The organism is Clostridium frigoris, assembly GCF_018861865.1.
GTDB classification, from domain to species: domain Bacteria; phylum Bacillota; class Clostridia; order Clostridiales; family Clostridiaceae; genus Clostridium_AD; species Clostridium_AD frigoris.
Map to the genome: position 1 here is coordinate 1 of NZ_JAHLDV010000035.1, position 20772 is coordinate 20772.

The 20772-nt window shown below is 29.7% G+C and carries 18 protein-coding genes and 2 pseudogenes; 15 read left to right on the forward strand and 5 right to left on the reverse strand.

The window, feature by feature from the left end; genetic code table 11:
* The first annotated feature begins 116 nt into the window (after positions 1 to 116).
* The 3 genes from KPL37_RS13480 to KPL37_RS13490 all read left to right on the forward strand — a co-directional run bounded on the left by KPL37_RS13480 (position 117) and on the right by KPL37_RS13490 (position 2624).
* Positions 117 to 1571, forward strand: coding sequence for a sensor histidine kinase (locus KPL37_RS13480; RefSeq protein WP_246578283.1), 1455 nt, complete (start codon positions 117 to 119; stop codon positions 1569 to 1571).
* 172 nt (positions 1572 to 1743) lie between these two features.
* Positions 1744 to 2346 carry a lactate utilization protein gene (locus KPL37_RS13485; protein ID WP_216150199.1) on the forward strand — a complete coding sequence of 201 codons (603 nt, stop codon included), beginning with the start codon at positions 1744 to 1746 and terminating at the stop codon, positions 2344 to 2346.
* 104 nt (positions 2347 to 2450) lie between these two features.
* On the forward strand, positions 2451 to 2624 hold the full coding sequence (locus tag KPL37_RS13490) for a hypothetical protein (RefSeq protein WP_216150201.1): 174 nt from the start codon (positions 2451 to 2453) through the stop codon (positions 2622 to 2624).
* A 155-nt stretch (positions 2625 to 2779) separates the two neighbouring features.
* Here KPL37_RS13490 and KPL37_RS13495 read toward each other — a convergent pair whose 3' ends face one another.
* A complete protein-coding gene (locus tag KPL37_RS13495) occupies positions 2780 to 3139 on the reverse strand; it encodes a hypothetical protein (RefSeq protein ID WP_216150203.1) in 360 nt (119 codons plus the stop codon).
* Between the two features lie 363 nt (positions 3140 to 3502).
* Here KPL37_RS13495 and KPL37_RS13500 point away from each other — a divergent pair, with 363 nt between their 5' ends.
* Positions 3503 to 4057 carry a hypothetical protein gene (locus KPL37_RS13500; RefSeq protein WP_216150205.1) on the forward strand — a complete coding sequence of 185 codons (555 nt, stop codon included), beginning with the start codon at positions 3503 to 3505 and terminating at the stop codon, positions 4055 to 4057.
* 208 nt (positions 4058 to 4265) lie between these two features.
* Here KPL37_RS13500 and KPL37_RS13505 read toward each other — a convergent pair whose 3' ends face one another.
* Complete coding sequence (locus KPL37_RS13505; RefSeq protein WP_216150206.1) at positions 4266 to 4970, reverse strand: DUF421 domain-containing protein; 705 nt, start codon at positions 4968 to 4970, stop codon at positions 4266 to 4268.
* Between the two features lie 280 nt (positions 4971 to 5250).
* On the opposite strand from KPL37_RS13505, the gene KPL37_RS13510 reads away from it, so the two are divergent.
* Positions 5251 to 6180 (forward strand): DUF2935 domain-containing protein, encoded by a 930-nt coding sequence (locus tag KPL37_RS13510; protein WP_216150207.1) that lies wholly within the window; start codon positions 5251 to 5253, stop codon positions 6178 to 6180.
* Between the two features lie 92 nt (positions 6181 to 6272).
* Here the strand turns inward: KPL37_RS13510 and KPL37_RS13515 are convergent.
* Positions 6273 to 6359, reverse strand: a pseudogene (locus KPL37_RS13515) (phenolic acid decarboxylase); the annotation flags it as partial.
* Between the two features lie 177 nt (positions 6360 to 6536).
* On the opposite strand from KPL37_RS13515, the gene KPL37_RS13520 reads away from it, so the two are divergent.
* Positions 6537 to 7133, forward strand: a complete 597-nt coding sequence (locus KPL37_RS13520) for a maltose acetyltransferase domain-containing protein (protein WP_216150208.1) — start codon at positions 6537 to 6539, stop codon at positions 7131 to 7133.
* A gap of 152 nt (positions 7134 to 7285) precedes the next feature.
* On the opposite strand, the gene KPL37_RS13525 is transcribed toward KPL37_RS13520, so the two are convergent.
* Positions 7286 to 8035 carry an MBL fold metallo-hydrolase gene (locus KPL37_RS13525; protein ID WP_216150209.1) on the reverse strand — a complete coding sequence of 250 codons (750 nt, stop codon included), beginning with the start codon at positions 8033 to 8035 and terminating at the stop codon, positions 7286 to 7288.
* 249 nt (positions 8036 to 8284) lie between these two features.
* Between KPL37_RS13525 and KPL37_RS13530 the strand changes: the two genes are divergently transcribed.
* From KPL37_RS13530 to KPL37_RS13560, 7 genes and pseudogenes are all read left to right on the forward strand, one after another.
* Positions 8285 to 9334: an IS30 family transposase gene (locus KPL37_RS13530; RefSeq protein ID WP_216150210.1), complete on the forward strand. Its 1050-nt coding sequence runs from the start codon at positions 8285 to 8287 to the stop codon at positions 9332 to 9334.
* A gap of 393 nt (positions 9335 to 9727) precedes the next feature.
* Complete coding sequence (locus KPL37_RS13535) at positions 9728 to 10708, forward strand: ABC transporter ATP-binding protein (protein WP_216150211.1); 981 nt, start codon at positions 9728 to 9730, stop codon at positions 10706 to 10708.
* Complete coding sequence (locus tag KPL37_RS13540) at positions 10705 to 12219, forward strand: ABC transporter permease/substrate-binding protein (protein WP_216150213.1); 1515 nt, start codon at positions 10705 to 10707, stop codon at positions 12217 to 12219. The genes KPL37_RS13535 and KPL37_RS13540 overlap by 4 nt, the downstream gene beginning before the upstream one ends.
* A 94-nt stretch (positions 12220 to 12313) precedes the next feature.
* Positions 12314 to 13258, forward strand: coding sequence for a flavodoxin domain-containing protein (locus KPL37_RS13545; protein WP_216150214.1), 945 nt, complete (start codon positions 12314 to 12316; stop codon positions 13256 to 13258).
* Between the two features lie 82 nt (positions 13259 to 13340).
* A complete protein-coding gene (locus KPL37_RS13550) occupies positions 13341 to 14414 on the forward strand; it encodes a 4Fe-4S binding protein (RefSeq protein ID WP_216150215.1) in 1074 nt (357 codons plus the stop codon).
* Between the two features lie 204 nt (positions 14415 to 14618).
* Positions 14619 to 15182: a manganese catalase family protein gene (locus tag KPL37_RS13555; RefSeq protein WP_216150216.1), complete on the forward strand. Its 564-nt coding sequence runs from the start codon at positions 14619 to 14621 to the stop codon at positions 15180 to 15182.
* Positions 15183 to 15539: 357 nt separating this feature from the next.
* Positions 15540 to 15614: pseudogene (locus KPL37_RS13560) on the forward strand (flavodoxin family protein); the annotation flags it as partial.
* Between the two features lie 108 nt (positions 15615 to 15722).
* Here KPL37_RS13560 and KPL37_RS13565 read toward each other — a convergent pair.
* Positions 15723 to 17777, reverse strand: a complete 2055-nt coding sequence (locus KPL37_RS13565; protein ID WP_246578284.1) for a glycosyltransferase — start codon at positions 17775 to 17777, stop codon at positions 15723 to 15725.
* Positions 17778 to 18421: 644 nt separating this feature from the next.
* Between KPL37_RS13565 and KPL37_RS13570 the strand changes: the two genes are divergently transcribed.
* A complete protein-coding gene (locus tag KPL37_RS13570; RefSeq protein WP_216150218.1) occupies positions 18422 to 19945 on the forward strand; it encodes a methyl-accepting chemotaxis protein in 1524 nt (507 codons plus the stop codon).
* Positions 19946 to 20460: 515 nt separating this feature from the next.
* Positions 20461 to 20721, forward strand: coding sequence for a hypothetical protein (locus tag KPL37_RS13575; protein WP_216150219.1), 261 nt, complete (start codon positions 20461 to 20463; stop codon positions 20719 to 20721).
* Positions 20722 to 20772 lie beyond the last annotated feature (51 nt).

A 20772-nucleotide genomic window follows, 5' to 3' on the forward strand; every position in this document is an offset into this window, starting at 1 on the left:
GCCCACATAAATACAAAAATTCAATATATACCAAGAAGGTTTCTTTTTGAAATAATGAGATTTTAAGAATGAGTGAGATATCGAGAGTAATTTATAATATAGAGAGGAAGGTAATTATGAAGAAGAATATAAGTAGACAAGCTGTAGTACTGGGATGTATCTTCATGGTTTGTTTGTCATTAACTATAATATTATTTAGTAGTTATAGTATGTATAAGGTACGTAAACAATCAGATTTTATTTCTGAAAAAATAGTTCCAGCAAAGATATTTTCAATGGAAATTTTAACATCAGTAATTAATGAACAAACTAGTATAAGAGCTTATATAATATCAAAAGATAAAAGGGTTTTAGGTACATATTATCTAGAAAGTAAAAAAATGAGTGCTTACTTTGAGTCTATAGATAATTTGAAAAATGTAGGGATAACATCTTATACTATGAGTCAACTCAATAATCAGATGAAATTAATCCAAATTCATTTTGAGAAGCAAATTATGTTAATTAATAATGGCAAATTATCAGAATCAAAATTGGACTTAGATGAAGGTACAAATCTAGTTAACAAATTTGTTATAACTGATAAAGCATTAGTAAATGAGATTAATTTAAAAATTAGCAATTCACATAAGGATGTTGACATTACTGAAACAATTTATCAATATTTATTGCTATTTTTAGGTGTTATTCTTATTTCATGTAATTATATATTTATAAGTCATATTTGGAGTGGTATGCATGCACAAATTAAGAAAAAGGATGAAATAAATGAAGATTTACAAAAATTGCTTAGTTCACAAGAACAGTATATTGCAAATATTTCTCATGAATTTAAAACACCACTAAACGTTATATTATCTGCAACACAGTTATTAGATATGTATTGTGATAGTGAATCATTAGATAAAAAGAAAAATTTATTGGTTAAAAATATAGACGCAATTAAAAAGAATTCATATAGATTATCTAAATTAATTAATAATATAGTTGATTTGTCAAAAATCGAAGCTGGATTCTTCAAATTAAACTTATCAAATAACAACATAGTAGAAATTGTAGAAGATATGGTAGTGTCTGTTACTGAATTTATTGAAAGTAAGGGATTATATATTATTTTTGATACAGACATAGAAGAAAGAATTATTGCTTGCGACCCTGAAAAGTTAGATAAAATAGTGTTAAATCTTTTAACTAATGCTATAAAATTTTCTAATAAAGGGGATAAAATATTTGTAAATATTAAGGATAATGATAAATTTGTTGAAGTGTCTGTGGAAGATACTGGAATTGGAATTAAAAAAGAGCATTTAGATTCTATATTTAATAAATTCAATCAGGTAGATAAGTCGCTATCAAGAAATGCAGAGGGTACTGGAGTTGGATTAAGTTTGGTTAAATACATTGTAGAACTAGCGGGTGGTAGTATAGATGTCGAAAGTGAATTTGGAAAAGGAAGCAAGTTTACGGTTAAACTTCCTTCCGTTAAGGTGTTTCAAGAAAATGTGCAATTTGATAATGAATTAAGAAATCGGAAAGCTGCTATTCAAGTAGAATTTTCAGATGTTTATTAATAAAAATAACCAATATTTTGAAATGTCGTTAAAAATACAGGTAAATAATAAATTTCATGTTATAATATAATAATTTACTTCTTATATTATAATATGGGCGTTATTTATGCTTGAAGAGAAAATTCAGCGCTGTTAATCATAATAAAAAAACATTGGAGGATATAGTTAAACTATGAATATTGAAAAAACAATTTCCGCACTTAAGAAAAATAATTATGAGGTAAGTTTTTTTAAAAACGCAGAAGATGCAGTACAGTATTTAAATAGTAGTCTTAATGACGAATATATAGGCTTTGGCGATTCTGAAACTATGGTCCATATGAACCTTTTTGATAGGCTTTCCTCGCACAATAAGGTTATTGATCCTAAGCATTGTTCATCAAAGGGATTCTATGATACTGCATTAGAGTGTCTGACTACAGATATTTTTTTTACGTCAGTCAACGCGCTGTCAGAAACAGGAGAGATGGTTAATATTGATGGCACAGGTAATCGTGTAGCCGGTTCATTGTTTGGTCACAAGAAGGTATATTTTCTTGTCAGCACAAATAAAATTACACCTATGCTTGAAGATGCTATCTTTCGGGCTCGTAACGTTGCTGCACCTAGCAATGCTAAACGATTAGGATTACGAACACCATGCGCAGTAAAAGGAGATCGCTGTTATAATTGTTCTAGTCCAGAGCGTATTTGCAATGGTCTTTTAATTTACTATAAAAAAATGAATAACATGGATATGGAAATCGTATTAATAGATGAAAAGCTTGGATTTTAATTTTATTAATATAAAACTAAATACTATTTAGTACATTTATTTGTTATATAGTTTAAAATATTGAATATATTTAAAGTGGATAATAATTATAAGGAGCTTTTTATATGATTAATTATTTTGAATTATCTAATGAATGTGCAATAGAAATATCAAAAATATATAATATTCCAGAGTTTTCTTTATATAGGGGAAATATAGTAACTATATCAGAAATGTATAACATTCCCATAGAAGATTTAATTAAAATTATAGAACAGAGTAACGTGGATGATTATTAAAGATAATCTTCCATAAGGTTCAACATAATATCGTTTATGAGGTTAAATTAAAAATATATAGAGACATAAGTGAAAGTAACACAATCACATTTGTGTTACTTTAAAAAAAGCCTAGCAATTATGCTAGGCTAAAACATTACAAATCTTATAGGTATCTATTTGTTGTCTTCACATGGATATATATAATTTGCTGCAACACGAACATCTAATTCCTCAAGGTCAATATCGTCAGGAAGTACAAACACTAATTTACGTTCAATAGTGCCACATTCACCACATTCATTATCTTTACATACAATTGTAATAAAACCTCTAAAAGCAAGTATTCTATGGCAATTGTCATATATAATAACTGCAACAGCTACTTTTTTATCAAAGCATACGTTCCTTACTTTTATTCTTACGGTTAATAATCTTAAACCGTTTTTTTCTATATCTACTGGATCTGCATTAATAACGCTACATAAATCACATGAACATTTATTGCATTTAACACAATTATCATCTTTACCCATTTAATACAACTCCTCTATAAATTTAGATTGAGACAATCCTTAATACTACTGATTTTTTTATAATTCTTATAACTACATATATCATTAAATGTATTTTCAACATAAAGTTTATACGTTGATATATGTTCTTCTAAATCAGAGTAATATCTTATAATGTCTTTATTATAAATCTAGAATGGTTTGATTAATGAGTTTCTATAGAACATAGCAAATGTATATTCTATATTTCTAATATATTCTATGAAAATATTTATGTGAACAAAAACAACAATAAATTGAACTATAAAAATAACTTTCAAAAATATCTACATAGAAAAGAATAAAAGAGTTTTTGAGGCATATAAATAGTTTGAGGTGATAATCGTGGGGGCTTTATATGTTGAAGCATTTAATCCTAAGAGAAAAAAGTATTATTTCAATAACTGTACTGAAGATTTTTGTTATAAAACTAGGCATGGTATCTGCTCATTAGACTTAACAGAAGGTGAAGTAAAGTCCATTCCAATTGAAGTACATCCAATGAAAGATAATGTTAATTATTGCAGAGATATTTACAAGTCTATGATAAAAAACAGACAACAATATCCTGTATTTATTAGCAGCAATAAGTGTGATCACTATACATTTAAGGATGGTCAGCATAGGACATGCATTGCAAGCAAAAAAGGACTAAAATTAAAGGCTGAGGTATCTCAAAATGATAAAATTTGCATTGTGTGTTATAGGGAGAATAGTATTAAAAACTCAATAAATGATATAGAAAATAGGGTAAAGAAAAGTACTCCTAGAAAAACTATATTTTATAAAATATTAAGGAAAGAGCTTCAAAGTAATAATTTTAAGGATAGCCTGGATAAATGGAAAAAGGATTTGAGTGATTATGAATCAGAAAAAGAAAGAGACTTTAGAGAATTCTAAGAATAGTAATTATAAGAAGCTCTTTATATAAATAATTATTTTGACTTATATTGTTTATTAAGTTACATTAAATTTATCTGAAGGAGAACACTAATTTTAAGGTATCTGACCAAAGTTTTAAATGCTAATGAACCTCTATAGTACTTACATAAGTACTATAGAGGTTCTACTTTGTATATATAAATGGATATGTTTAGTCCTCAAGGGATTACTTATATAAAAAAACTTTTAGATTACCTTTCTTATCAAGGGTGCCGAGCAGAACGTTTTTTACTTCAGTTTTATATAAATTTTCTAAACAGGAAATAACCCACCCTTCATCCCTATGAATTTGTATTAGCTCCTTGGAAATAATTTTCCCTTCCTTAATAATCGTACTTGGCAAATTAAAAGGTTCTGTTTCAATTTGAAACAATGAAGGAGTAATCGGTTCATATTTTGGATGTAAAAAAACAGAAATTTTTCCGTTGGGTTCCCAAATTGCTAACGATACCTTTTTGACATCCTCTACTTTTTTTTCGCGTAATTCTTCTAATAACACATCAATTGATATTCTTGCTTTGTTTAACCCTTTATAAAGGATTTCTCCTTCCTTGACAATTGTGATTGGAGAACTATTAATAAGTTTTCTTAAAGTTGGAAATTTAAGAAGGCCAAATATGCCACCAAGATATAGGACAACTAATACAGTTGTTGTAACGATAGAACCTTTTAACCCAAGATGTGCGTCAGATAACGGATGGGCAATAATATTTCCAATTACTAAAGTAATAACAAAATCAAGTACTCTTAATTGGGAGAGAGTACGCTGCCCTAAGAGTTTTGCTACAGTTAGCAAAAATAAAAAAGCAATAATAGCACGAAGAATCCACTGAATGATGGTAAGAGTTTCTTGGGGTTGCAAAAAATCCATATAAGATACCTTCCTCTCTTTATTCTAAAAACATTAATGTTATTTTACCCAATAATCAGTGAAAAAATTAAAAGATTAGTAAACTAACTTAAAATATAAATGTAATTAAAATAAGATTTTATGGTATTTTTGCTATAAAGAAGAATTCACTGCATTTTACAGTAATTACTTAATTCAACTACATTTATATTAAGCTTCTTAATTAATAAGTAGTAATCTTTTATAATTTCCTTAATATAATTATATAGAATGCAAATAATTATATTAAGGAGAGTTTAATATGTTATCTAGTAGCGAATTTATACGTCAATCGCTGGAATTACATCTTTTTTTTGCGAGGATTATGAAAGAACATTCATTTTTTTTACAAGTAGGTTTTACACCAAAGGACTCAAATTATATCCAACAGGCGAATAACTTGCGAATAGAGTTTGACAGACTTTTAGCTGATGCTATATCGCTTTCTAACGGTGTTGTTAGTCCTAGTGTGTTACAGTCTGGTGAAGTGATAACACCCTTCACACTAAAAGCTGAGATGGCTACAGCATATTTTACCGGAGTGGATATTCCAATTAATTTGACAAAATCAGAAGTAGGGCTAATGGGCAGCAATGCATTAATTACAGGTAATCCTTTGCTTGAAAAAAGGGTATATATGATTAACCAGCGGGCAATGGGTTTAGTTACAGCCTTAGCTCAGTTTAAGACTATGATTTTGTCAGGGGTTATATCCTGCAGGATATTTACAAGTAACTACCCTTTACTTATAGACCATATTTTAAGAGAAGCAAAATTTTATTTTCAGCTAATTCAAAGGCTACAAAGTCGCACCGAAATCAACTTGTTGAAAGATATGTATGAACAAGAATCCTTTTGGAATAGAATCATGGCTGAACACTCAAAATTTATTCGTGGACTTCTTGATCCAACTGAAAATGAACTTATAAATACAGCCAATAACTTTGGAAATGAGTTTGATAAGTTGACAATAGAGTCAAAAGAAGCAATGGATATGACAATCCCAATCTCAAAAGTTACGGATGATAGCCTTAAAGCAACTATTGAAATAAGTAAATTTAAATCTCAAGGTACACAAGGACTTATAGAATGTAAAATCAAGTCTATAATAATACCATTATTAGGTGACCATACGCTACGTGAAGCAAATCATTATTTGCGTTTGTTAAAAATATTTTCAAAGAATATATGAAATGCTCTTGGTACAATAAGTAGGGGACGTTAGCATAGCTAAAGTCCCCTAAGGTAATTTGAATTATTTTTTAAAATTATAGTATCTAGTAATCTTAATTCTTTCATTAAATCAATATAATCATTTTGATAGCAAACAGTAATTTCAGGGTGCTCATGAACCCATTTTGGGAAAAATATATAGGAAATTTCACTTGTTTTGTGGGATAATATAAGCAAAAGTATGAAGGGTTATAAAATAGCCACATTTATAGCCTTAATCATAATCTTTTGGTTAAAATTGTACATTCGTTTTTTGCACACGATTTATATTAATAATGGTTAATTAAATAAATATTATAAAGTATGGAGGTTATTATGACAATAAGAGAGAAAATGAAAAATGGTATGTTGTATATAGATGAAGGGGAAGGTCTTGAGGAGGAACGTAAAAAGTGTAAAGAATTATTATATGATTTTAACCATACACGTCCAAGTGAAGAAATAGAAAGGAAAAAATTGTTGAAAAAATTGTTGGGTGATATGGGTGAGAATATTTGGATTGAACCACCAGTACATATGGCATATGGTAAAAACGTTCATATTGGTGACCATTTTTATGCTAATTTTAATCTTGTAATTGTAGATGATATTGATGTTTATATAGGTGAGCATGTAATGATAGCACCTAATGTAACAATAACGCCAACAGGACATCCAGTTGACGCAAACCTTCGTAGACCAGGTAATCAGTTTTCAATTCCCGTAAGAATTGGTAATGATGTATGGATAGGCTCAAATGTAGTGATTTTACCAGGCATCACTATAGGGGATAATTCAGTTATAGGTGCTGGAAGTGTTGTTACTCATGACGTTCCTGAAAATGTAATTGCTGTAGGAAATCCATGCCGTGTATTAAGGGATATAAATGAACGTGATAAAGAATATTATTATAAAAACAGAAGGGTTGATTAAATTCATGACATTTAAATCCTTAGCGTATAATTTCCGGTTTTTGCTTTGGTGAAATGAAAATGTTAGCCACACAATGGATAGTGTTTCCATTGTGTGGCCTATTTTTACACGTATTCCGGCTGTACCGGAACTTAAAATACTTTAATAACTTATTATAATTTCATAACCAATTTTTGTTCCAAAGAATTAAATCCTTCTGGAGTATGAGTTGATAAATAAACTGTATCATTTTGTTTAATAAATTCTCTAACCTTTGATAAACTTTTAGTGGCTAAGTCTTTGTCCTCAAATACAACGGAGAGTTCATTCCTTCTTAAGGCGTCATCTGTGTATGTTATATCCCCGTGAATCATATAGTATAATCCATTATCTTCTACAACAACTATGGAATTTCCATTAGTATGACCAGGGGCAGGTAACATTATAACTCCATCAGCTATTATTTGACTACTTTCAAAGTTTTTATATTTATCATCTGCAAAATTAACTTTGATTATATTTTTTGCATCCAATTTCATATCATTTGCTTCAGTTTCAGATATATAAATTTTAGAGTTATTAAATAATCTAAGCTCTCCAGAATGATCAGGATGTTTGTGAGTAATTATAACTTTATCAATATCAGAAGGTTTATGTCCAATGTTTTTTAGAGCTGTTACAAAATCAGCTATTTTTTCTCCCATATATAACATTTGATTGGCGGTTCGTTCAAACGGTGCTGTTTCAACTGGAAGTCCTGTATCTACTAAAATAAGTTCTTTTCCTGTGTCTATTAAATAATTCTGTAAACTAGCTGGGTATATTTTATTTTGGTCCACATCTTCTTTCTTCATAGATCCACCTAGAGCAAAGGCCTCACTCATTTCTCCATTCTTATAAAACTTTAAGGCTGTAATTTTCATTTTTAATCTCTCCTTTTATTTATATAAGTTGCGCAAAATTAAATTTTATTCAACTGAACTGCTTGTTACAATGTATACCTTTTTAATCTTAATGTCAACAGTTTTAAAGTAAATATATTATTATATTTTAAGGCAAATTAATGGCTGACTTGTTGTAAAATGAAGTTGAACCAATAAAAAATCCATAGTGGATTAATTCTGTGTTATGCTTTAATCGCCAAAACTAAAACACACAGGAGGATAATCACTATGGAATACCCAAATAATAACACACAATCACGTAAAAATAAACACTTAAACTTAGAAGAACGCATTATGATTGAAATTCGGCTTAAAGATGGCTTTTCGCCATATAAAATAGCTAAGGAACTTGAACGTCCAATAACCACTATTCTCAATGAAATACATCGCGGTACTACAACTCAAATTAAACAAGGTAAACCAGTTGAGATGTACCTTGCAGATACTGGTGAAGCCATTTACAGAAAGCATCGTCTAAATTCTTGCCGTGTCTTTAAGCGGTTAGAATGCTGTAAATTTATAAACTTTGTAGTGGATAAAATTAAAAATTCATCATGGTCCCCAGATGCTTGTGTTGGCAATTCACTTGAAACTGGACTATTTAAACGTTCTGAAATAGTCTGCACTAAAACTTTGTATAACTATATTGATCTTGGTCTACTTAGCGTTAAAAATATTGATTTACCAATAAAACTACGTAGAAATACTAAGCCATCAACAGTTATAAAGCATAAGAAAAATCTTGGCAAAAGCATTGAAGAACGCCCAGATGCTATAAATAAACGTGAGGAGTTTGGACACTGGGAGATCGACACCGTAATTGGAGAAAAAGCAGGTAATGACTGTGTTCTTTTGACTATTGTTGAACGTAAAACTAGGAACGCTATTGTACGCTCGATTGCAGGTAAAACAGCTAGCGCAGTTATGAGTGAGCTCAAACACATCAGTAACTTGTATGGTGAGCAATTTAGCCAAGTATTCAAAACAATCACTGGGGATAATGGCTCTGAATTTGCTGATCTATCCACACTTGAGAATGATAGTGATACAAAGGTATATTTCACTCATCCTTACTCTTCATTTGAAAAGGGTACTAACGAACGTCACAATGGGCTAATTCGTCGCTTCATTCCCAAAGGAAACCGTATGTCAGATTATAATGCCTCTGATATCTCTTTCATCGAAGAATGGATGAATACCCTTCCTCGACGTATACTCAAATATAAGACCCCTGAAGATCTATTCGAAGCAGAATTAGATATAATTTATGCAGCATAAGTAATATCAACGATTTAAGTGATAATACAAATTGGTTCAACTTGTTATTGCAATTGGTCCAAATTAATGGCTTGAAAATAATCGTATTTTATATTAAAATGTATTTACTAACCCACTATAATTTTACATACCTTATAGTCAAAACGGATGATGATTATTACTTTAGACGTCTTGATGAAGAAATGTAGCTAAAATAAGTGATATAGAAAAGCATTACTTTCATAATTAAAAATATACTAGTAAAGACATTTCTAAAATTTTACAAGATATCTTATAAAAAAATTGGAGGTTATATTATGATTTACAATATTACAGCAGCTACTGAGAAATTAGGGAGTAAAAGCATTGAAGAGTTATACAAATTTGTAAAGAGAGAATGCAGGGGTAAACTATATGATTAAATTTGATAATGTATCAAAGATTTATCCTGGTGGAAATAGAGCGGTTAATTCTTTAAGTCTTGAAATTAAAAAAGGAGAATTTTTTGTAATTATAGGACCAAGTGGATGTGGAAAAACTACAACACTTAAAATGATAAATCGTTTGATAAATTTAAGTGATGGTACAATTTATATAAATGAAAAGAAGATAAGTGAATATAATATCAATGAATTGCGATGGGGCATAGGATACGTGCTTCAACAAATTGGACTCTTTCCTCACATGACGATTGAAGAAAATATAGCTATTGTACCAGAACTTAAAAAGTGGGATAAGCGAAAGATTAAGGATAGAATTACAACGCTTTTGGAAAGTGTTGGTCTTAAGCCAGATAAATATCGTCATAGAAAGCCAAGTGAACTTTCTGGTGGAGAGCAGCAGAGAATAGGAGTAATTCGGGCACTAGCAGCTGATCCAGCTATTCTTTTGATGGATGAACCTTTTAGTGCACTAGATCCAATTAGTCGTAAAAAATTGCAACAAGATATTGTTAATCTACAAAACAAGATTAAAAAAACTATTGTATTTGTAACTCATGATATGCAAGAAGCATTAGCTCTTGGCGATAGGATTTGTGTAATGAAAGATGGAGAGATTGTTCAGTGTGATACACCTACAAATATTTTGAAAAGCCCGAAAAATGATTTTGTTAAAAATTTCTTTCAATCTGGTAATGTTTATAACACGTCTATATTTAGTAAGCCTTATCAAGTAGGGGATATGATAGATGCTGGATTTTGTGATCCTTACAAATCAGGAGATGGGAATATAAGCATTGGTGATACTGAATCTATAGAGAACTTACTTAAGCGATTAAGAAATGAGAAAGATGTTCCAGTTAATCATTTAGGAGAAATTATTGGAACTATAACTAATGAACACTTAATTAAATTTATTTCGCTTAAACTTGAAAAAGGTGGTGAACTTTCATGAGTACATTAATTTCAACGTTAATTGAACGTAGGCAGCAATTAGGGACTGCACTTCTTGAACATATGCAGATTTCGTTTATAGCTATATTTATCGCTGTAATTATTTCAGTCCCACTTGGTATATATATAACAAGACATAAGAGGCTCGCAGGACCGTTACTACAGATAGCTGCTATTTTTCAGACAATACCTTCGCTTGCTATTCTTGGAATACTTATTCCACTTGTAGGAATTGGGCAAGTGCCAGCTGTTATTGCCCTAGTTATATATGCTATTTTGCCTATACTTAGAAATACATATACCGGAATAAAAGAGGTTGATCCGGTATTAATTGAGGCAGCGGAAGCTATGGGAATGAACAGGCGTAAGCAACTTTTTAAGGTTCAATTACCAATTGCAATGCCTGTTATTATGGCGGGAGTAAGAACATCGATGGTACTTGTTATTGGTACAGCAACACTTGCGGCTTTAATTGGTGCTGGCGGACTTGGAGAACTGATCCTTCTTGGAATTGATCGGAATGACAATAACTTGATTTTAGTTGGAGCAATTGCAGCGGCACTTCTTGCAATTATTTTTGATGCTATGCTTAGCTATCTAGAAAAAGTTTCTTTGAAAAAATCAATGATAGCTATTGCTTTAGGTAGCATTATTATTGCATCTATTGTCATCTCTCCATATTTTTTTGCGCAAAAGAAAGAAATTACGATTGCAGGTAAACTTGGTTCAGAACCTGAAATATTAATTAATATGTATAAACTAATGATTGAAGATGAAACTAACCTTACTGTAAAGTTAAAGCCTGGAATGGGTAAAACTAGCTTCCTTTTTAATGCCTTAAAATCAGGAGATATTGATATATATCCAGAATTTACAGGTACAGCACTCGAAACCTTTGTAAAAGAGAAAGCAAAAAGCCATATTCCAAATCAGGTATACGCGCAGGCACACATTGGCATGGATAAAAAATTTAGTATGGAGCTTCTAGAACCTATGAAGTACAACAATACTTATGCTATTGCAGTACCGGCTAGTTTTGCAAAGGAATACAACCTTAATAATATGTCAGATTTAAAAAATGTAGAGGATAAAGTTAAAGTAGGATTTACACTTGAGTTTACGGATAGGGAAGACGGTTATAAAGGTCTTCAAAAGATTTATGGACTGAATTTTGATAATATAAAAACTATGGAACCTAAATTACGTTATACTGCCATAAAAGCTGGAGATATTAACTTGGTGGATGCTTATTCTACAGATAGTGAACTTTCACAATATAATATGAAAGTATTAAAAGACGATAAACAATTTTTTCCACCATATCAAGGTGCACCACTTATGCTTAAGAAAACACTTAAGAATTATCCGGAGCTTAGCGAGCCATTAAATAAATTAGCGGGCAAGATTACAGACAGTGAAATGAGTAATATGAATTACAGGGTTAATGTAAAAGGTGAATCAGCCTTAGAAGTTGCAAAAGAGTACCTTAATAAAGAAGGTTTATTAAAATAGTATTTAAAGTAGTTGGAATAGCTAGTGTATAATATAGTAAAGATAGTTATAAAAATAACTATTTAGAAAATAAGTAAGGTAATGGAGGATGGTTATGTTAAATACATTAATAATTTATGAAGGTAAGTATGGTACTTCAAAAAAAACAGCAGAGATTGTAGCTTATATACTTGGCAATACTAAATTATGTACTGTAGAAAAAGCTCCCCAAAACTTAGAATGTTATCAAAATATTATTTTTATTTTTGGGTTTTATGCTTATGACACTGCAAAAATGATTAAATCTTATGTGAATGAATTTAAAAAGCAGATTAGCATTAAAAAAATAGGTATTATAGGTGTAGGAATATCTAATTTTGATTTTCCAAAACAATTAATGGAATTTGCTGCATTATTAAAACGAACTGAAGATATTTCTGAGTTTGTAGAAGGAGAATTACGACTTAATAAACTATCTCAAGAAGATTATAATTCAGTTAAAATGTTTAGTAAAAAATTAGGTATGCCATTTAAAGATTGTGGTGATTTTAAAACAGAAAATGTAATAGCGGTGGCTGAAAAATTCACAAAAGTCATGAAAACATCTAATTTAAAAATGCCTAATAATTTACTTGTGAAAGAAATTGAAGAGTTTATAATAAATCATAATACTTGTGCATTAGCAACAGGAATAGGCACGTTCGTAAGATGTACACCAATAGAGTATCAATATTATAAGGGTAATTTCTATATAATTACAGAGGGAGGAATGAAATTCAAAGGGATTCTTCAAAATAAAACTGTATCTATAAGTATCGCTGATAGTTATAAAAGTATGAAAGATGTAAAAGGGTTACAAATATTAGGGTTAGCTGAAATAGTACCCTTATTTAATGAGGAATATTTTGAAGTATTTAAATCAAAAGGGATTGAATTAAGTGTATTAGAAAAATTGCCTATAGATTTATATGTAATTAAGGTTATACCACAAAAATTTGAGTCCCTAAATGCTGACTTTAAGAAAAACAATTTTAACTCTAAACAAGTACTAGTATGTTAAATGAGTTAAATAAAAAGGATATGTGATATGAAAAAATAATGCTTAAGTTAATTTCATTGATATTTAAGGGGGCGAGAAATTGATGGAAGCTAATAAAAATATTGAATTTAAAATTCTAAAGGCCATTCTCTGGATATATATAATCTTATGCATTTTAATAGCTGGATTAAATTATGGATATGTAAGTAGAGCCACACCCAAAGTAGCGTCATTTATAACGTGGCTCTGGCAATTTTATGAAAACTGGATAAAGACTTTATTCATAATTATTGGCAGTTTTCTTACAATTAGAATTATCGGAACTTCTAAAAGGTCAGTAATGAGAAAAAGAAACCTAATTGGATTTATAGTTTCTGCACTAATTGTACATATTACTGCTCCTATACTCCTTAATAACAAAGAATTATATTTCTTTGCTATGCCATTGCCATGGACAACAATACCTTTACAGCTGCTATTTCCGAAATCGTCTTTTTATCTTAGTAGCTATGGAGTTTGGGGAGAAGCTGGTATATCAGCTGCTCTTATATTTTATTTTTGCGTCAGCATTGTTGTTTTAGTAGGAACATTAGTATTTGGTAGACGCTTGCAATGTTCAACTCTATGTTTGTTTAATGGGTTTGCTTCGGAAGTATTTGATCCGGTAATTCCTCTCATTGGGAAAAATAAAAAACCGAAGCCAATAGTAATTAAAATTTTTTCGATTTTAAGATGGGTATTTCTATTGATTTCAGTATTTTTTACTGTTTGGTGGATTTTGTTGTTATTAGGAAAACCAATAACAGGAAATTTTCAGATGATTAGTAAAATTGAAAATTATAAGTATCTCACTACAGAACTTCTAATAGCGATGTTCTTTTGGGTAGCTTTTATTGGTAGAGGTTATTGTTATTATTGTCCATTAGGGACAGTCTTATCTTTCCTTGGAAAAATAGCTGGTCAACGAATTATTACAAACAAGTCTAAATGTATACAATGTGGCCAATGTAATTTAGCGTGTCCAATGTCCATTGATATTAAGAGTAAGGCTCAAAAGGGCGATGCAGTAATAAACATTCGTTGTGTTGGTTGTGGTCACTGTGTAGATGCTTGCCCAGTTAAAACACTAGGTTATTCAACAAAATTTTCAAGTTGGATATTAAATAAAATAAAATAAGAAACATGACCTTCTTGTTAAGGGAGGGTCATGTTTCTTATTTTTTGGATATTTTATTCTTATAAAAAAAATAGAACCTATCCTATTTCCATATAACTAGATATAAAGATCAAATTATTCAATTGAAGTTTACTGTCATTCTTTATGAACTTAATTAAAATTATTGAATAAAGTAATATAGAGTATGTTAAATGGAGGGTAAAAATGGAATACAGAAATAGACATAAAATTGAAAAATATTCAACATCAAATGATTGTGTACCTCAAGAGACTGTAATAAAAAATGTTAGATTAGTAGCCTCTTTAAAATATCTAACTCAAAGATTCTCTATGATTACGCCTCAAGCTATAGCTACATTAAATGATATTGGAACTGAAGAATTGGCTCATTTAGAAATGGTTGGCGCTATGGTTAGGCAACTAATGAAAGGGGCTAGTCTTGAAGAAATTGAAAAAGGAGGCATGGCAGGCTATTATGTTGATCATGGTACAGGAGTATTCCCCATAAGTGCTTCAGGATCTCCATTTACAGCGGCATATATACAATCTAAAGGTGATCCCATTGTAGATCTTACAGAAAACTTAGCAGCTGAGCAAAAGGCAAGGGCAACCTATGAATATTTAATAAATTTGGCTGATGATCCTGATGTATTAGAACCTTTAAAGTTCTTACGAGAAAGAGAAATTGTACATTATCAAAGATTTGGTGAATCGCTTAGGATAGTTCAAGATTATTTACAGGAACCACACCTCTTCTCGATGAAATAAAGAATAGTTTTATTAATAATTATTAATGTAAATAAAGCTACTAATATTTATTTGAATATTAGTGGCTTTGAAACTTAATATAAGTGGGTTTACTTGAGCCAATATAAATGAAGATTTTGATATAAAGCTTTTGCTTGGAAGGTAATCGCATTTTACCATAAAATAAATGGTTTTTAAAATGTCTATTCAATTATACTACTATTGCCTTAGCTAAGAGTCAAAGAAACAATAATGATAAACTGATATTTTAAGCATTAGTATGTAAATAGATACTATGATACTAATAAGTATGTATTTGTAAAAAACTACACTATCATCTAATATTATACTGTTAGATATAATATGGAGGTAATATAAATGAAATTAATAGCAATTAATGGTAGTCCTAGGAAAGATAAAAATACTACTACTCTTCTTAATAAAGCTCTTAAATTTGTAGAAGATTATATGAAAAAAAAATTTGCATCTTGTGAATCATTTCATGAAATAAGCCCTAATCATTGGATAATACAAGTTCCATTGATTAAGGCTTTATATAGTTTACATTTCAGCTTGTTCAACACTGCTAGAGGAGTCACTGACAATAGATGCGCCTTCAGTATAGTTATTTAAATTATATGAAGTAATAATTTCTTGAAGTTGATTATTGGTTATTACATTAAGTTTGACCAAGATTTCACCTAATTTTTCGCCTGTGTTTTTTTGAATTTTAAATGCCTGCAATAATTGATCCAGATCAACTAAATTGTTCTCTATCAATAGTTCTCCTATCCTTTTAGTATTTAACAATTTAGATATATCTAAATCAGTTAAATATAATGACTGTAGTGCCTCCTTAATTGCGGCACTAGGGACTAAGATTACTAGTGGTTTAATACCAATATTTTGTTCGATTTCATATTGGACATCATCTCCAATAATTTGGGACGAGGCTAACAATATTTTGTCTCTCCACATTAATAATGGGATAACATTAAATTTAAATGCTAAATCTTTAGAAAAAATATTACCTAAAACCGGATCAATTAACTTGTCAATATTTTCAAGATAACCTGTACCTAATAATTCGGCTAAAACTGATAATAAATCTTTTTCTGATATTATCTTATCCTCAATTAGGATTTCTCCCAACTGTTTAGAATCATCGTTCATTGAATTTAAAATCGATTGTAACTTTAGAGGATCAATTAATTCCTTTTGTAGTATCAAGTCTCCTAGTTTTACCCTGTAATTTTCCAACATGTCTTTAGGTAAATAACTATGCTCTGTTTTTGCCCATTTCGACTTTGTTTTTGAACTACCAAAAAGATGAATTCTCCAAGCACTAAGGGTAGCTAGAAAATTAATAATATTTCCCCAAGTAAACCGAATTGGCAATATAGGCAAAAGAAAGTTACTTAAAATTGCGGAACGCCAACCATACACATTTTTAAGGGCCATAGCTCTCATTATTTGCCTTTCAAAAGCCATGATGGTAAGTACTAATGACAAATACCAACCTAGAGATTTATATGAAACAAGTGTTGGTAATGATATAATATAAGCTAATATGACATAAAAAATAATAAAGTAGCATGGAGCTATAATTATGTTTGCATACTTAGCTTTCCAATCATGAATTATGCTATATTTTTGAGAAGGACTATAGTCTTTAAGCTTAATATATTTTGCACTTTGAAATGCAATTCCATAGATCCACCTAGCCTTTTGTTTAACGGCTTCATGTAATGTATTTGGAAAAAATTCACGTGTAGCAATATATTCTTTAACTATTTTACTATTTGATAAAACTCTTTCTAATCCTTGTAAAAAATAATGAACATCTATTCCCATTTTCTGCATATATAAAGATAATTCATAATCTTCTGTTAGACTATTTTGGTTTAATATCAAATGATCACTTCTATTCTCTTCTATTTTATATAGAGCAGTACGTGAGATTGCAAAACCTGTTCCAGCAGATGGGACAATCAAGTTAGCATTTTCTCTAGCAACCATAGTTCGAAAATGATTTTCTGCAAACTCATCGGCATAGGTACCACTTGTTAAATTTATAAAAAATTTTTTTAGAGTTGGATATGGTTGTAATGGGAAAACCGGCAACTGAACAGCGGAATATTTTTTTGATTGTATTAGAAAATTAACCAATTTTAATGAGGTCGGATGAATTATATCCTCCGAATCATGAATGATAACAATATCAAAACTTATACCTGTAATTTCTTCATGAATTTTAAGATTAGCATATATATTGTTAATATTATTTGCTTTAGTCGTAGGACCATTTATATAATTAATAACCATGTGTAGATTTTTATATATTGAAAGAAGCGGGCGAATAGCTGCCTGTGTTTCCAGATCATTTGGATAAACTCCAACAAAAATATGATAAAAAGATTTTGAATAATTAATCATGGATAAATTATTTTGTAACATATCGGATATAACCTTTTCCTCGCGCCAAGCTGGAACAAAAATTGCAATTAATGTTGGTGGAATACTATCTAGATCTTTAATCTTTATTAATTTTGATTTTAATTTCGATTTTCTTTTTATATTAGCATAAATATCGTATATTATATCATCTAGACTCAAAATTATAATTATAATCAGAAAAATATTTATAATGGCTCTAAATACCTCAAACATCCTATAATTCATTACTGACCCCTTTCAAGCGAATATTTTAACTAGCATACCAAATTTAATTATCAAATGGCCTTCTTAATTGGACTTAAATATAATCTAATATCTGTTTTGGCTTTTTATTTAAAGTCATATGCATTCCTCATGACTATATAATGTATGCGAAAATTTTGGAATTGGTAAAAAATATAAATTAAAATATTAAGTTAACATAAAAATTTAAAGAGTTATTGTGTTACTTTCAATTTGGATTTATTAAAGGTGGAATTTTAATAAATGATAAAATTAAGCAAGTTTCAACAAAAAAAGCTAAAGTTATTTTTAAAAATATAGATAATATAATAGCAATATTTTTAGGAGTAATAATTTAAGGGGGAATTTGTAAAACTAACTAATAAATTTAAACGGAGGATAAGAAAATGAAATTAAGAAAAAAAGTAAAATTGGTCCAGGGAACTATAGCACTTATATTGGTAGCATTTGTTGCACTCGGCGCAGTGGGTGTTATAAGTTTTGTGTCTTCTGCAAAGCTTAATTAATATTATGATGACCTGAGTTCAAAGGGTGTCGTAACTATAGAAACATATGGTGATATGCACAGTACCTTTAACGAATTAAGAAATTACATAACAAAAGTTATTGACAGACCTTACTCAGATGCTCAGATAAATAACGTTAAAAATGCTGATAGTAGGATAAAAGACACTTTTACAAAAATAAAGGGTACGCATCTAGACACTAGTGAAGCATCGGCAGTAAAACAGATAGAAGACAATTATACAAGTTATATGGCTGTATATACTGATGTAGCGAATAAAAGAAAAGCAGGGGCTGAAATTACACTTGAGCAATCAAATCAGTTTGAAACTATCGGTGCGTCCATAACTAATGATATAAAGAATACTGTAGCAAATGAAAAATCTATTATAGCAACTGAAACTACTAATTATAAAAATGTTTCGGCATCTTCTAGTAGTGCATTTATAATAGTTTCTATTATTTCTGTTTTATTGTTACTAGCAATATCTATAGTATTTGTTCATGAATTAAAGTTATTATTAAAGGAAATGACAAGTACTATAAAAATCATAGCTGAAGGGGATTTCACTGCAGAAATAGATACTTCTTCAAATACGGAATTTGGTAATATTAATAAACAATTACATACCATGAGGAATTCTGTGGCAGGTTTATTAAGAAATATAACAATTGTTGCAAGCAGTGCTTACGAAGAATCATCAACACTATCTGCCATTTCACAAGAAATGTCAGCATCTTCATTAGAAGTGGCTGGGGCTATACATGAAGTTGCCATTGGGTCAACTTCACAGGCAGGTGAATTAGTCTCTGTAAATGAAGCTATTAAAGAATTTAGTAATGAGTTAGAGAGGTTTGTAACTCTAACAGGTAGTGTTAGTAATACAGCAGGAAGTATTGGTAGTATGGCAAGTACAAGTAATGGACAACTTGAAGGACTTATTTTATCATTAAATAATATTAATAAGTCTTTTGATGAAGTAGTAACTAAAATAAAACTACTTGAGGGTAGTATAAATCAAGCTAATGATATAACGGGATTAATAAACAACATTTCTGAGCAGACAAATTTACTTGCGCTTAATGCTGCAATTGAAGCAGCAAGGGCCGGTGAAGCGGGGAGAGGATTTTCTGTAGTAGCTGATGAAATACGAAAGTTATCGGAACAAAGTAAACAATCTTCAGACACTATAAGTGTTTTATTAAAAAGTGTAGTGGCAGAAACATCAAGCTTGGTAAAAACTACTGGTGATGTTAATGCTGAGCTAGGGAATGAAGTAATAACAATTAATACTGCTTTAACCTCATTTAAATCTATTGTAACTTCTGTAGAGACTATATTACCTGATATACAGAAAGTTTCAGTAGGTATCAGTAAACTAAACAATGATATACACCCAGTAATATTAAAGATTGAAAGTACTAGTGCAGTATCTGAGGAAAACTCAGCTTCAGCTGAAGAAATTGCGGCTTCAACTGAGGAAATGAAGAACTCGGCAGGTTCAGTAGCTAATACCGCTCAAAATCTTACAAGTTCTGCAATACAATTAACAGAAGAGCTTAATAAATTTAAGCTTTAAGAAATAGTGCTTTTAGAGTGTTAAATTTAAACAATTAAGATTACTCGATTACGATTTAAATTGCTATACAGGGGATAGGGATTATTTATTGCCTAAATTAGCTGCCTCATTAAAAAAAGCAAAGAATATAGATATTGCAGTAGGATTTTATTTTTAAATAATGACTAGTAGCATAAAAGTGAATGTAACACATGTTTAAGAAGGACATAGAAAAAACTTGAAAAGTTTCTTCTTACTAAAAAACCTAGATAGTAGTTACTTTACTATAGTGTCTAATATCTAGGTTATAGTTCACAATACAGAAATCATCTACTAAATCTTACATAGGCTTTTTATTAAGTCTCTATAAACTAATAAGCGCACAATAGCATATTAAAAAATATACAAAAAATTCACACATTTTTTGATGTTTTTTGATATTATATAATAATTAACTATATTCTTGAAACAATACTAAAGAGGGATACACAAAGTATAATTCACCTTATAATAATTTATCATTTAGGAGGCTAAGAATGAAAAGATATGAAAAGAGAGTCAGCGTATTTAAACTAGTTCATACTTGTATTAAAGAAAATGAGGAGTTGTATATTAAATCAGAATTTTCAGAAAAAACTTTAGTGAAGTTAATAAAAGTATTGCAAACTAAAACTGTAAGTATTGAAGAGACTTTTGATTTATGCCCAAATGAAATGATGAATATATTATTTCAATATGATGGTATTAGGGCTTTTCCCAATTTATTAAAAATAAAACAAAATTATATAATAAAATAGAAATAGCATTTTTCAATAACTAATCTATAGGGCATTACGATATTTATCAAT